General features: G+C 69.4%; 13 protein-coding genes. All 13 read right to left on the reverse strand.

From position 1 onward, the window contains the following. Nucleotides 1-3: 3 nt before the first annotated feature. Nucleotides 4-777 (reverse strand): LLM class flavin-dependent oxidoreductase, encoded by a 774-nt coding sequence (locus QMG39_RS04560; RefSeq protein WP_281882686.1) that lies wholly within the window; start codon nt 775-777, stop codon nt 4-6. A gap of 130 nt (nt 778-907) precedes the next feature. Beyond that, nucleotides 908-1,927, reverse strand: a complete 1,020-nt coding sequence (nrdF, locus tag QMG39_RS04565; protein ID WP_281882687.1) for a class 1b ribonucleoside-diphosphate reductase subunit beta — start codon at nt 1,925-1,927, stop codon at nt 908-910. After that, nucleotides 1,924-2,736, reverse strand: a complete 813-nt coding sequence (locus QMG39_RS04570; RefSeq protein WP_281882688.1) for an NUMOD3 domain-containing DNA-binding protein — start codon at nt 2,734-2,736, stop codon at nt 1,924-1,926. The genes nrdF and QMG39_RS04570 overlap by 4 nt, the downstream gene beginning before the upstream one ends. Before the next feature lie 4 nt (nt 2,737-2,740). Further along, nucleotides 2,741-4,846, reverse strand: coding sequence for a class 1b ribonucleoside-diphosphate reductase subunit alpha (gene nrdE, locus QMG39_RS04575; RefSeq protein WP_281882689.1), 2,106 nt, complete (start codon nt 4,844-4,846; stop codon nt 2,741-2,743). Between the two features lie 26 nt (nt 4,847-4,872). Beyond that, on the reverse strand, nt 4,873-5,286 hold the full coding sequence (nrdI, locus tag QMG39_RS04580) for a class Ib ribonucleoside-diphosphate reductase assembly flavoprotein NrdI (protein ID WP_281882690.1): 414 nt from the start codon (nt 5,284-5,286) through the stop codon (nt 4,873-4,875). Between the two features lie 137 nt (nt 5,287-5,423). Next, nucleotides 5,424-5,657, reverse strand: coding sequence for a glutaredoxin-like protein NrdH (nrdH, locus tag QMG39_RS04585; protein WP_281882691.1), 234 nt, complete (start codon nt 5,655-5,657; stop codon nt 5,424-5,426). Between the two features lie 381 nt (nt 5,658-6,038). Beyond that, nucleotides 6,039-6,608, reverse strand: a complete 570-nt coding sequence (locus tag QMG39_RS04590) for an HhH-GPD-type base excision DNA repair protein (RefSeq protein WP_281882692.1) — start codon at nt 6,606-6,608, stop codon at nt 6,039-6,041. Between the two features lie 115 nt (nt 6,609-6,723). After that, entirely contained in the window at nt 6,724-7,707 is a 984-nt protein-coding gene (locus QMG39_RS04595) for a hypothetical protein (protein WP_281882693.1), read from the reverse strand. A 200-nt stretch (nt 7,708-7,907) separates the two neighbouring features. Next, nucleotides 7,908-8,978, reverse strand: coding sequence for a LacI family DNA-binding transcriptional regulator (locus tag QMG39_RS04600; RefSeq protein ID WP_281882694.1), 1,071 nt, complete (start codon nt 8,976-8,978; stop codon nt 7,908-7,910). An 18-nt stretch (nt 8,979-8,996) separates the two neighbouring features. Further along, entirely contained in the window at nt 8,997-10,520 is a 1,524-nt protein-coding gene (gene araA, locus QMG39_RS04605; RefSeq protein WP_281882695.1) for an L-arabinose isomerase, read from the reverse strand. Between the two features lie 85 nt (nt 10,521-10,605). Further along, nucleotides 10,606-12,204, reverse strand: a complete 1,599-nt coding sequence (locus QMG39_RS04610; RefSeq protein WP_281882696.1) for a xylulokinase — start codon at nt 12,202-12,204, stop codon at nt 10,606-10,608. Beyond that, a complete protein-coding gene (locus QMG39_RS04615) occupies nt 12,201-12,914 on the reverse strand; it encodes an L-ribulose-5-phosphate 4-epimerase (RefSeq protein ID WP_281882697.1) in 714 nt (237 codons plus the stop codon). Before QMG39_RS04615 ends, QMG39_RS04610 begins: the two co-directional genes overlap by 4 nt. Before the next feature lie 142 nt (nt 12,915-13,056). Next, nucleotides 13,057-14,298: a multiple monosaccharide ABC transporter permease gene (gene mmsB, locus QMG39_RS04620; RefSeq protein ID WP_281882698.1), complete on the reverse strand. Its 1,242-nt coding sequence runs from the start codon at nt 14,296-14,298 to the stop codon at nt 13,057-13,059. Nucleotides 14,299-14,305 lie beyond the last annotated feature (7 nt).

Consider the following 14,305-nt stretch of genomic DNA (forward strand, 5'->3'; position numbering starts at 1 on the left):
CCATCACCCTCGACTCGGACCCGCATCGACGACGCCCGCGCACTCGTCGCGGGATCCCATCAGTGGGACCATCGCCCAGTCGGCCGTACCGGCGTCATCGAGTTCGCCCGCCCACACCAGCTCCACCGGGTGCTCCGGGTCGGAGAACTCGCTTCGCGTCCGCCGCAGGTCGGCCACCGTCGCATCGGCGGGGTCGTTGTCGGGTCCGATCCAGCCGTCCCACCTGGCGGCGCGGCGCTTCGCCGGGGCGCTGTCGCCGCCGACCCAGATCGGCACGCGCGGTTGCTGCACCGGCACCGCAGCTAGGGTGACACCGTCGACGGTGAAGTGCTCGCCGTGATGGTCGACCCGCTCGCCGCTCCAGAGCCGGACGATCACGTCGAGCGCCTCATCGAGTTGCGCCGCCCGCACCCAGCGATCACCGCTCTGGCCGAACATCTCGAAGCTGCGCGCCACGTCGCCGATGCCGACGCCGAGGGTCATCCGCCCGTCGGAGAGCACGTCGAGGCTCGCAACGATCGACGCCACGACGTACGGCTGGAACGCCGGGAGCGGTGCGATGCACGTGCCGATCCGCATGCGCGATGTCGCCGATGCGACGGCGGCGGGCACCACCCACGGGTCGTAGGTCTTCGGCGGGGCGTCGCCGGAGACGAACCCTCCCCAAGTGAAGTAGCCGTCCCAGCCTGCCTGTTCCGCTCGCTGGGCCAGGCGCGCCGCCTCGCGCGGGTCCCCGAACGGACCCCAGTGCGGAACGGCGAGCGCGAACCTGGTCACGCGGCCACCCTAGCCCGCGGGCGGAAGCGGCGTTGCGGTGGTGCACACCGCGCACGCGAAGGGGCGGATGCCGGCCGCATCCGCCCCCTCTCTGTGCGCGCCCGGGCCGCCCGGGTCGTCTGGTGGAGGACTAGAAGTCCCAGTCCTCGTCTTCGGTGTTCACCGCCTTGCCGATGACGTACGACGAGCCCGACCCCGAGAAGAAGTCGTGGTTCTCGTCGGCGTTGGGCGAGAGCGCCGACAGGATCGCCGGGTTCACGTCCGTCGTCTCCTTCGGGAACATCGCCTCGTAGCCGAGGTTCATCAGCGCCTTGTTGGCGTTGTAGTGCAGGAACTTCTTCACGTCCTCGGTCAGGCCGACGCCGTCGTAGAGGTCCTGCGTGTACTGCACCTCGTTGTCGTAGAGCTCGTAGAGCAGCGAGAACGTGTAGTCCTTGATCTCGTCGCGCTTGGCCTGGTCGACCCGCTCGAGCCCCTTCTGGAACTTGTAGCCGATGTAGTACCCGTGCACGGCCTCGTCGCGGATGATGAGGCGGATCAGGTCGGCCGTGTTGGTGAGCTTCGCGCGGCTCGACCAGTACATCGGCAGGTAGAAGCCCGAGTAGAAGAGGAAGCTCTCGAGCAGCGTCGAGGCGACCTTGCGCTTCAGGGGCTCGTCGCCGCGGTAGTACTCCATGACGATCTCGGCCTTGCGCTGCAGGTTCGGGTTCTCGACCGACCAGCGGAAGGCGTCGTCGATCTCCTCCGTGGAGCAGAGCGTGGAGAAGATGGAGGAGTAGCTCTTGGCGTGCACCGACTCCATGAAGGCGATGTTCGTGTACACCGCCTCCTCGTGCGGGGTGAGCGAGTCGGGGATGAGTGAGACGGCGCCCACGGTGCCCTGGATGGTGTCGAGCAGGGTGAGACCCGTGAACACGCGCATCGTGAGCTCCTGCTCCCCCGCGTTCAGCGTGGCCCACGACTGCACGTCGTTCGACAGCGGCACCTTCTCGGGCAGCCAGAAGTTGTTCACGAGGCGGTTCCACACCTCGAGGTCCTTGTCGTCCTGGATGCGGTTCCAGTTGATCGCGTTGACCTGACTGACGAGCTTCACGCCGCCCTGGTGCGCCGGGTCGTGCGCCGCCGAGTTGACCTTGTCGGTGAGTGTCATGATTCGTTCTCTCCTGCTCTCCTGGCTGCATCGTCGATGCAATGCCGGCACGTCTCCGAGAAGACGCCCTTGTTCGTGTGCCAACGGGTGTGCGCGCTTCGCACACTCGACGGCATGGGCTTGCCCCGCCTCGCGGCGGACATCTTCGCTCGCGTCTCGTCGCTCGCGGCCTTGCCGAAGTTCGGGTTCAGCTCGCCTACACGCATCTCGGAGAGCCGCTGCTTGGACTCCTCCGACATCCGACGGCCGAAGCTCGGGTGATCAGCGCCGAACTTCCCGAAGTTCGGATTGCGCTCACCGGTGTTGGTGCCTTTCCGTTCCTCCGACCACTTCTGACGCTGTTCGGCGGTGTGTCGCTTGCCGTAGTGGGGGTTGCGCGGCCCGGGAAGGCTCACGCCCTTCCGACCCTTCTGACGGACGCTCGCTGCTGCTCGCTGTTCTGCCGTCCACTTCACACCGCCGGACCCCGCACCACCGTCGGCGAGATTCATCAACCGATCACCAGCCGTACGGAAGTACGTGATCCAGGACTCCTCAGCGAGGCCGAGGTCCTCTCGACTTCGCGTGACGTGCTCGAGCACCACAACCTCGTACTCCGCCGCATCCGTCTTTCGCATCCAGTCGTACAACGGGAGGCGGCGTCCACGCTTCGCGGCATTGACGTGTTCGGCGATCCGCCGCTCGACAGGTTTGGTCGTCAACCCGACGTAGCGGAACTCACCGGTCGCCCGCATGCGGAAGCCGTACACGACTCCCACCGCGGGACTCCCGGGCCCGTACTCGGGCCTCCACTCCGTCGTCGCGATCATGGTCTCAGAGCATGCAGGAGACGCAACCGTCCACGCCCGTGCCCTCGAGCGCCAGCTGCCGCAGGCGGATGTAGTAGATGGTCTTGATGCCCTTGCGCCACGCGTAGATCTGGGCCCGGTTGATGTCGCGGGTCGTCGCGGTGTCCTTGAAGAACAGCGTGAGCGACAGGCCCTGGTCGACGTGCTGCGTCGCCGCGGCGTACGTGTCGATGACCTTCTCGTAGCCGATCTCGTACGCGTCCTCGTAGTACTCGAGGTTCTCGTTCGTCATGAACGGCGCCGGGTAGTACACGCGCCCGAGCTTGCCCTCCTTGCGGATCTCGATCTTCGACGCGATCGGGTGGATCGACGACGTCGAGTTGTTGATGTACGAGATCGACCCGGTGGGGGGCACGGCCTGCAGGTTCTGGTTGTAGATGCCGAACTCGCGAACGGATGCCTCGAGCTCGCGCCAGTCCTCCTGGGTGGGGATGTGCACGTCGGCGTCGGCGAAGAGCTGCGCCACCTTCTCGGTCTGCGGCGCCCACGGGGCATCCGTGTACTTGCGGAAGAACTCGCCGGAGGCGTACTTCGAGTCGGCGAAGCCGTCGAAGGTCTCACCGCGCTCCTTCGCGATGAGGTTCGACGTGTTCAGCGCGTGGAACAGCACCGTGTAGAAGTAGATGTTCGTGAAGTCGAGGCCTTCCTCCGAGCCGTAGTGGATGTGCTCGCGGGCGAGGTAGCCGTGCAGGTTCATCTGGCCGAGGCCGATGGCGTGCGACTTGTCGTTGCCGTCCTCCACCGAGCGCACCGACGAGATGTGCGACATGTTCGACACGGCGGTGAGGCCGCGGATCGCCGTCTCGACGGTCTTGCCGAAGTTCGGCGAGTCCATGGTGAGCGCGATGTTTAGCGACCCGAGGTTGCAGGAGATGTCCTTGCCGATCTGGGCGTACGACAGGTCCTCGTTGTAGGTCGTCGGCGTGTTGACCTGGAGGATCTCCGAGCACAGGTTCGACATGTTGATACGGCCCTTGATCGGGTTCGCCTTGTTCACCGTGTCCTCGAACACGATGTACGGGTAGCCCGACTCGAACTGGATCTCGGCGAGGGTCTGGAAGAACTGGCGCGCGTTGATCTTCGTCTTCTTGATGCGCGGGTCGTTCACCATCGCGCGGTAGTGCTCGGAGATGGGCACGTCGCCGAACGGCTTCTTGTACACGCGCTCGACGTCGTACGGCGAGAAGAGGTACATGTCCTCGTTGTTCTTCGCCAGCTCGAACGTGATGTCGGGGATGACCACGCCGAGCGAGAGCGTCTTGATGCGGATCTTCTCGTCGGCGTTCTCGCGCTTGGTGTCGAGGAACCGCATGATGTCGGGGTGGTGGGCGCTGAGGTAGACGGCGCCGGCGCCCTGGCGGGCCCCGAGCTGGTTCGCGTAGGAGAATGAGTCCTCCAGCAGCTTCATCACCGGGATGATGCCCGACGACTGGTTCTCGATCTGCTTGATCGGCGCGCCGGCCTCGCGGATGTTGCTGAGCGACAGCGCGACGCCGCCGCCGCGCTTCGACAGCTGCAGGGCGGAGTTGATGCCGCGCGAGATCGACTCCATGTTGTCCTCGATGCGGAGGAGGAAGCAGGAGACGAGCTCGCCGCGCTGGGCCTTGCCCGTGTTGAGGAACGTCGGGGTGGCCGGCTGGAAGCGGCCGGCGATGATCTCCTCGACGAGGTGGGTCGCGAGGTCCTCGTCGCCCTGCGCGAGGCCGAGCGCGGTCATGACGACGCGGTCCTCGAAGCGCTCGAGGTAGCGCTTGCCGTCGAAGGTCTTCAGCGTGTAGCTCGTGTAGTACTTGAACGCGCCGAGGAAGGTGTCGAAGCGGAACTTCTTCGAGTACGCCAGGGCGTTCAGGCGCTCGATGAACTCGAACGAGTACTGCTCGAGCACGGCGCCCTCGTAGTACTCCTTCTCGACCAGGTAGTCGAGCCGCTCCTTGAGGGAGTGGAAGAAGACCGTGTTCTGGTTGACGTGCTGGAGGAAGTACTCCCGTGCGGCCTCGCGGTCCTTGTCGAACTGGATCTCCCCGTTGGGGCCGTACAGGTTCAGCATCGCGTTCAGCGAGTGGTAGTCCATGCCACTCGACGTGCGCGGCGCGTCGATCACTGCGGTTGCAGCTGCATTGTCCAAAATGCGTCCAATCCCTCATTGACGGCGCTGACGTCGTCTGGCGTTCCGAAGAGTTCGAGCTTGTACAGGAAGGGCACGTGGCACTTCTCGGCGATGATGTCGCCGGCGATGCAATAGCCCGACCCGAAGTTGGTGTTGCCCGCGGCGATGACGCCGCGGATGAGCGAGCGGTTGTGCGGGTCGTTCAGGAACCTGATGACCTGCTTGGGTACGGCGCCGGCTCCGTTGCCGCCGCCGTAGGTGGGGAGCACGAGCACGTAGGGCTCGTCGGCGACGAGCGGCTCGTCCGAGGGGTACAGCGGGATGCGCGCGGCCTCGCGGCCGAGCTTCTCGATGAACCGATGCGTGTTGCCCGAGACGCTGGAGAAGTAGACGAGGTCCGTCATGTCCGCCTCCGGTCGTGTCTGGTCTGCTGGGTCGTGTCGTGGTGGTGCATCATGAGCCGCCGGGCGATCCCGGGCGGGAGGAGGATGCGGCACCGACGAGGTCGGAGCCCGTCCGGCTCCCGACCCGTGGGACCTGCCTACGCGAGCCGGGAGGCGAGTTCGGCGATCTTGTCGGGGCGGAACCCGGACCAGTGGTCCTCGTCGGCGATCACGACCGGAGCCTGCAGGTAGCCGAGCTCCTTGACCTGGGCGAGCGCCTGCTCGTCGGTCGAGAGATCGAGCACGTCGTACTCGATGCCCTTGCTGTCGAGCGCGCGATAGGTCGCGTTGCACTGGACGCACGAAGGCTTGGTGTAGACCGTCACCGACATCTGATGTTCCCCTCTGATTTCCGGGCCCCGGAGGGGGCTCCGGCCCCTGGTACCTCAACTGCCCGACCGATACTACATCTAGTGTTCGCCCCGGGGAACGACCACAAGATGATGTAGTTACACGCGTGTAGTTTTCCACCAGTCTTTCCACCGGTTGTGCACAGGCACGGATGCCCGCGAGCGGCGGATTTCCGCGCTTTCCCGCCGGTTATCCACACCTGTGCACGCCCGCGAAAAAACTTGCTGTGGAGTGCCCTTCGGCGTGTCGCGCATCCGTCCTCCGACGGTCGCTCGACCACTACATGTTGTGCTGCGGCAGCAATGCTGCCACTACCCACCGACACCCGGATGCCACGGGCCGGCGGGGTCGCCGCGGGAGCCCTACTTGGCCTTCGCCGCCGCCTTCGCCGCGCGCTTCGTCTCCCGCACCTTGGCGAGCGACTCGGGCGAGGTGATGTCGGCGACCGAGCGGAACGACCCCTCCTCGCCGTACGCGCCGGCGGCATCGCGCCAGCCCGCCGCCTCGAGCCCGCACTGCTTGCCCAGCAGCGCGAGGAAGATGCGCGCCTTCTGGTCGCCGAACCCGGGCAGCGCCTTCAGGCGCTTCAGCACCTCGGCGCCCGACGGGTCGCCCTGCGTCCAGATCGCGGCCGCGTCGCCGCCCCAGTCGTCGCGCACGGCCGTGGCGAGCGCCTGCACGCGCCCGGCCATCGAGCCGGGGAAGCGGTGCACCGCGGGCGGCTGCTTGAACGCCGCCACGAAGGCGTCGGGGTCGACCGCGGCGATCTCCGCTGCATCCGTCGTGCCCAGCCGGTCGCTGATCTTGGCGGGCCCCGCGAACGCCGTCTCCATCGCGACCTGCTGGTCGAGCAGCATGCCCACCAGGAGCGCGAAGGGGTCGTTCGTGAGCAGTTCGTCCGCGGCGTCGTCACCGGTGATGTGCAGTGCCATGCCTCCATCCTCCCATCCGCCTTGCGGCGCCCCGCCGCTGCGGCCAGTCTGCGTAGTCGCGGCCAGCCATAAGAGGCTGGCCGGAGCCACGCAGACTGGCCAGCGGCATCAAGCGTCAGCGACGCGGTACTCCGTGAGCATCGAGCAACTCGGCGAGCCGCCGTGGAGAGCGGGCGACTCGCCAGTCCCAGCGCACGAATCCGCGGACACCGGGATGCCGCCGCAACTCGTCCTCTCGTCGCTTCTCGGCAACGACCACCTCGGCGGGCGTCCGCCCACGCAAGTACTCCTCCCTCATGTACTTCTGTGCGCCATCGAACTCGCCGACTATCCCTCGCGATCGCCAGAAGTAGTCCACGTCGGCGTGGCCGTGCTGCCGTTCGAAGCGCACCTGGAGTTCGGGCACCTCGAATCCGAGTTCGTGCATCGACGCCCGAGACCACGACTCGCCCGGGCTCCCGCTGCGCGAGTCCGCGAATCCGATCGCCCGGGTCGCCGCACGCCGACCGCGACGGATCCCCGCGCGGGAGAGCTCGGCCAGGAGGACCTGCGCGGTCAGCTCCGCCTCCCCGTTCCCATCGGCGTCGGGGATCGTGCGTCCCATCGCTGCGTCGAGCACGCACACCGCCGTCGCGAAGGGCTCGGTCGACGCGATGTCGACCGCGGTACGAGGCAGCGACGTGACCGTGATGCCCTCGATCTCGACAGTCGCTGGTCGTGCGCCTCCGCGATGGGTGCGGATGCCCGGCGTCGAGCTCCCACCGCCGGCAGCACCATCCCAGAGCTCCACCGCGTCGGGCATGCGTCCGATGATCGGGAGCCCGTGCACCGCTGCGGCCGATAGGTGGCTGACCGGACGGTCATGGCGCGTCTGCGCCGTAGCGGTCGCCCGTATGAGTTCGACGTGGCGCTCCTCTGGGCTCGCGGCCGCCCACGCCGCACGCGGTGCGAACGCACCACGTCGCACGCGGATGAGGCTCCCTTCCCGGACGGCCTGCCGAACCTGACGGTGGGTGGCTCCCGCACCCAGGAGTTGGGCGGTGCTGAGACGTTCCGGGTCTCCGAGACGCGCGCGTGCGCCGATCATGCCGTCGTCCATGGTTCGAGCTTCGACGAGCGGACGTGCGCGGCCACCGACGGCGACCGGTGCGTATCTGCAGCACGTATTCCGCGCGCTGTGGAGACCGGTGACCGTTCCTCGGCCAACTCGGCCCGCCGAGATCACGGCGGCCCGCGCTGCAGCCCGGGCCCATGCGATCCGGCCGGGCCGGTGCGATCGGCACGTGCCGGCGGCAGGGGTCAGGCGCGGGGCGGGGGCGCGGTGCTCGCGCGCACGATGAGGGAGGGCGCGCGGGGGGCGGGGTCGTCCACGGAGGCGGGCTGCGAAGCGGATGCCCCGGGGCCGGCGAGCAGCTCGGCGACGAGCGACATGGTGTCGCGGCCGAGCGCGTCGAAGTCCTGGCGGAGCGTCGTCAGCGGCGGCGCGAAGTGGGCAGCCTCGGGCTCGTCGTCGAAGCCGACGACGCTGAGGTCGTCGGGCACCCGCCGGCCCGCGTCGCGCAGCGCGTGCAGCAGCCCGAGCGCCATCTGGTCGTTGCCGACGAACACGGCCGTCGCCGTCGCATCCGCCGCCAACTCGACACCGGCGGCGTACCCCGAGTCCGGCAGCCACTCCCCCTCGATCGGCGGGGCGACCCTCAGCCCGTGCGACGCCATCGCCTCGCGCCAGCCGCGCACGCGCTCGGTCGCGTCCATCCAGCGGTGCGGCCCGGCGACGTGGCGGATCTCCCGGTGGCCCAGCCCGACGAGGTGCTCGACCGCGGCACGCGCCCCCGCCGCCTGGTCGATCGCGACGCGGCGCACGCCCGAGACGGGCTCGGATGCCACCGCGACGACCGGCACGCGCACGTCGACGGACCCGACGACCTCGACCGCCTCGCGCTCGCCCGAGATGAGCACGATCGCCTCGACCCGCTGCGCCACGAGCCGCCGCACGGCCTCGCGGAGCGCCGACCGCTGCAGCGAGCGCATGCTCACCTGGCTGACGGTGTACCCGGCCGCGTAGGCCGCCTGGTTGAACTCGAGCGCCGCGCTCGACGGGCCGTAGTCGGGCCGCCCGGCGAGGATCAGCCCGAGCGAGCGCGAGCGCCGGCTCGCCATCGCGCGGGCCGCGGGCGACGGCGTGTAGTGCAGGTCGGCGATCGCCTGCTGCACGCGTGCGCGCGTCGCCTCCGCGACATCCGCCCGGCCGTTCAGCACCCTCGAGACGGTCTGGTGCGACACGCCCGCGAGCCGGGCGACGTCGAACATGGTGGGCACGGATGCCTCGCCGGCAGCGGTGCCCGCCGACCCACTCGCATCCGTCGCCATCGCGCCCCGCTCCCGCGCCTAGAGCCCCTGCGCGAGCCGGAAGTACGCCTGGTTCCAGCGCACCTCCTGCTCGAAGCCGCGCTGCGTGGTCTCCTCGTCGATGACGAGCAGCTCGAGGCCGGCCATGGTCGCGAAGTCGCGGAACACGTCCACGCCCACCGCGGTCGACATGACGGTGTGGTGCGCGGCGCCGGCCGTGAGCCAGGCCGCGGCGCTCGTGGCGAAGTCGGGCGCGGGCTTCCAGACGGCGCGGCCGACCGGCAGCTTGGGCAGCGGTGACGGCAGGTCGACGTTCTCGACCACGTTCGCCGTGAGGCGGAAGCGGTCGCGCATGTCGCTCATCGCGACCACGACGGCGGGGCCGGGGTCGGCGGTGAAGACCAGGCGCACCGGGTCGTCCTTGCCGCCGATGCCGAGCGGGTGGATCTCGAGCGTGGGCTTCGCGGTCGTGAGCGACGGCGACACCTCGAGCATGTGCGCGCCGAGGATGAGCTCGCTGCCGGGCGTGAGGTCGTAGGTGTAGTCCTCCATGAGCGAGGCGCCGCCGGGCAGGCCCGCACCCATCACGTTCGCGACGCGCACGAGGATCGCGGTCTTCCAGTCGCCCTCGGCGCCGAACCCGTAGCCCTCGGCCATGAGGCGCTGCACCGCGAGGCCCGGGAGCTGCTTCAGCGCGCCGAGGTCCTCGAACGAGGTCGTGAACGCGCCGAAGCCGCCCTCCTCGAGGAACGACCGGAGCCCGAGCTCGATGGCCGCGCCGTCGCGCAGCGACTGGTGGCGCTCGCCGCCCGCCCGCAGCTCGGGCACGACGTCGTAGAGGTCCTCGTACTCGGCGACGAGCTGGTCGACCTCGGCGTCGGAGGCCGCCGCGACCGCGTCCGCCAGCTCGTTCACGCCCCAGGTGTTCACCTGCACGCCGAGCCGCAGCTCGGCCTCGGTCTTGTCGCCCTCGGTGACGGCGACGTAGCGCATGTTGTCGCCGAACCGGGCGAGCTTCAGCGAACGGGATGCCGCGAGGCCGGCCGCCGCACGCTGCCAGGTGGTGAACCGCTGCTGCACCCGCGGGTCGCTCACGTGGCCGGCGATGGTCGTGCGCGGCACGCCGAGGCGGGTCTGGATGTAGCCGAACTCGCGGTCGCCGTGCGCGGCCTGGTTGAGGTTCATGAAGTCGAAGTCGATGTCGCCCCACGGCAGCTCGACGTTCGCCTGCGTGTGCAGGTGCGCGAGCGGCTTCTGCAGCGCGTCGAGCCCGGCGATCCACATCTTCGCGGGGCTGAACGTGTGCATCCAGGCGACGACGCCGATGACGTTCGGTGCGGCGTTCGCCTCGAGCACCACGCGCTTGATCGCGTCGGAGTCGGTGAGCACCGGCATCCAGACGACGTGCACGGGCACGTCTGCGGCGGCGTTCAGCGTCGCGGCGACCTTGCGCGACTGCTCGGCGACCTGCTGCAGCGTCTCCGGGCCGTAGAGGTGCTGGCTGCCGGTGAGGAACCAGACCTCGTACGCGTCGAGCGAGGTGGTGAGCGGGGTGCGGGTCATGATGTCTCCTTGCGGATGGTGCGGGTCGAGAGGTACGGGGCGGATGCGACGTGGCGGACGGACGCCGCGGAGCACCCGCCCCGGGTCAGAGCGCCTTCACCGCGGCGGCCTCGGCGGCGAGGCCGGCCCGGTAGCGGTCGAGGTAGGCGGTGAAGCCGGCGACGTCGGCGGCGTCGGGGTCGACGGTCTCGATGTCGGCGCCGGCGAAGACGCGCTGGTCGAGCCAGGTGGCGAGGTCGGGGTCGGATGCCCCGGGGCCGGATGCCTCGGCCAGGTAGCGCGCGAGCACGGCGATGCCCCACGCGCCGCCCTCCGACGCGGTCTCGCCGACCGCGACCGGCGCGTCGAGCGCGCCCGCGAGGAACCGCTGGGCGACGCCCGCGGTGCGGAAGATGCCGCCGTGGGCGAACATCCGGTCGATGGCCACGCCCTCGCCCGCGAGCACGCGCATGCCGAGCGCGAGGGTGCCGTACACGCCGTAGAGCTGGGCGCGCATGAGGTTCGCGAGCGTGAACCGGCTGTCGGGGGTGCGCACGACCAGCGGCCGCCCCTCCTCGAGTCCGGCGATCGGCTCACCCGCGAGGTGGTTGTAGGCGAGGAGGCCGCCCGCGTCGGGCTCGCCCGCGAGCGCCTCGCGGAAGAGCGTCGCGAACGCGGCATCCGTGCCGACCGGCGCACCGGCGGCCTCGGCGAACCGCTCGAACACGCCGACCCACGCGGCCAGCTCGCTCGCGCCGTTGTTGCAGTGCACCATCGCGACCGGGTCGCCCGCGGGCGTGGTCACGAGGTCGAGCTCGTGGTGCGCGCTCGCGAGCGGGCCCTCGAGCACGACCATGGCGAAGATGCTGGTGCCCGCGCTGACGTTGCCCGTGCGGGGCGCGACCGAGTTGGTCGCGACCATGCCGGTGCCGGCGTCGCCCTCGGGCGGGCAGAGCGGGATGCCGGGCTGCAGCGCACCGGTCGGGTCGAGCAGCGCCGCGCCCTCGGGGGTGAGCGAGCCTGCCGGCGCGCCCGCGGGCAGCACCTCGGGCAGCAGCCCGGCCACGGAGAGCCCTGGCGCGCGGCCTGAGACGAGCTCGTCGTACGACGCGACGAGCGCCGCATCGTACGTGCCTGTCGCGGAGTCGATCGGGAACATGCCCGAGGCGTCGCCCACGCCCAGCACGTCGCGCCCGGTGAGGCGGCGGTGCACGTATCCGGCGAGCGTCGTGATCGACGCCAGCCGCGGCACGTGCGGCTCGTCGTCGAGCACCGCCTGGTGCAGGTGCGCGATCGACCAGCGAAGCGGGATGTTCAGGCCGAAGCGCTCGCTGAGCTCGGCGGCCGCGGGGCCGGTCGAGGTGTTCCGCCAGGTGCGGAACGGCACGAGCAGCTCGCCGTCGGCGTCGAACGCGAGGTAGCCGTGCATCATCGCCGAGACGCCGATGGCGCCGAACGAGGTGGGCGCGACGCCGTGACGACGCCGCGCGTCGGCGACGAGGTCCGCGTACGCGGCCTGCAGGCCCGCCCAGACGTCCTCGAGCGAGTAGGTCCAGGTGCGGTCGACGAAGGAGTTCTCCCATTCGTGGCTGCCGACGGCGAGCACCTCGGTCGGGTCCTCCCCGACCAGGCACGCCTTGATGCGGGTCGAGCCGAACTCGATGCCGAGCGCGGTGCGCCCCTCGGTGATCTGCGTCGCGCTCATCGCCGGGCGTCCCCTCCCTGGCCGTACACGTTCTGGTAGCGCGCGTACAGCGCGTCGATCCGCTCCTGCGGAATGGGGATGAGCGGGCCCGCCTCGCGCGCGTAGTGCACGCTGCGCGCGGCATCCTCGACCATCACGGCTGCCTTCACGGCGTCCTTCGCGTTCACGCCGATGGTGAACGGGCCGTGGTTCTGCATCAGCACGGCGCGCGAGCGGTGCCCGGTGAGGGTCTCGACGATGCCGCGGCCGATCGAGTCGTCGCCGATGATCGCGAACGGCCCGATCGGGATCGGCCCGCCGAACTCGTCGGCCATGCCGGTGATCACGCACGGGATCTCCTCGCCGCGCGCCGCCCAGGCGACGGCGAACGTGGAGTGCGTGTGCACGACGCCGCCGACCTCGGGCATGTGGCGGTACACGTAGGCGTGCGCGGCGGTGTCGCTCGACGGGTTGCGCTCGGAACCCGGGGTGCCTTGGATGACGTTGCCGTCGAGGTCGCAGAGGATCATGTTCTCGGGCGCGAGGTCGTCGTACGAGACGCCCGAGGGCTTGATCACGAACAGGTCGGCGCCGGGCACGCGGCCGGACACGTTGCCGCCGGTCCAGACCACGAGGCCGTAGCGGGTGAGCTCGCCGTGCAGGCGGGCGACGTCGGCGCGCACCTGCTCGATCGCTGCGGTGACGTCTGCATCGAACTCAGGGGTGGTCACGTGTCTCCTTCGACCGGCGTTAGCGCTAACGGAAACAACGTTAGCGCTCACGGAGGGTGCGTGCAACCGGTGCGAAGCCGCCGGGAACAGCGAACGGGGCGGATGCCGCAGCATCCGCCCCGTTCGTCGCACCCCCGCGTGCTCAGCTGCCCGAACGCCGCTTGTTGTAGACGTCGAAGGCGACGGCGAGCAGCAGCACGAGGCCCTTCACGGCCTGCTGCCACTCGATGCCGATGCCCATGATCGACATGCCGTTGTTGAGGACACCGATGATCAGACCACCGATGATCGCGCCGCCGATGGTGCCGACGCCGCCCTGCACCGCCGCGCCGCCGATGAAGGCCGCGGAGATCGCCTCGAGCTCGAACCCGTCACCGGCCTTCGGGCCCGCGAGGTTCAGGCGGGCGGTGAAGATGAGGCCGGCGAGCGCGGCGAGCACGCCCATGTTGACGAAGAGCAGGAAGTCGACCCGGCGGGTCTTGATGCCCGACAGCTCGGCCGCGTGGCGGTTGCCGCCGATCGCGTAGATGTGACGGCCGAACACCGTGCGGTTCATCACGATGCCGTACACCAGCACGAGCACGGCGAGGATGATCAGGGTGATCGGGATGCCCTTGTACGACGCGAGCGAGTAGGCGAAGAACGAGATTCCGACGGCGACCAGCACCAGCTTGGTGATGAACCACGCGATCGGCTCGACCTCCTGGCCGTACTTGATGCGGCCGCTGCGGCTGCGCACCTGCTGCACGACGATCGCGATGATCGCGATGACGCCGACGCCGAGGGTCAGCGGGTCGATCTCGAACTCGCCGAACACGTCGTTGACGAAGCCGTTGCCGAGGGCGCGGTACTCGGTCGGGAACGAGCCGATGTTCGCGTTGCCGAGCACGACCAGCGCCAGGCCTCGGAAGATGAGCATGCCCGCCAGCGTCACGATGAACGCCGGGATGCCGACGAACGCGATCCAGAAGCCCTGCCAGGCGCCGACCAGCGCGCCGATGCCGAGCGAGAGCAGCACGGAGAGCCACCACGGCAACCCCATCTGCACCGCGAAGACACCCGAGCAGGCGCCGACGAAGGCCGCGACCGAGCCGACCGACAGGTCGATGTGACCGGCGACGATGACCATGACCATGCCGATGGCGAGTACGAGGATGTACCCGTTCTGGACGACCAGGTTGGAGATGTTCTGCGGACGGAGCAGGATTCCGTCGGTCAGGAACGAGAACAGCACCACGACCGCGACGAGCGCGATGAAGATGCCGTTCTTGCCGAGGTCGGCGAGCACGTGGCTCAGCCGCTCGGTGAACTTGTTGTCCACCGGGTTCACGTTCGAGCCGGCGGCGTGGGTTTCCTCGGTGACGGGTGGGTTCGGATTCGACATGCGTGAG

The organism is Agromyces rhizosphaerae, assembly GCF_027925245.1.
Taxonomy (GTDB): Bacteria; Actinomycetota; Actinomycetes; order Actinomycetales; family Microbacteriaceae; genus Agromyces; species Agromyces rhizosphaerae.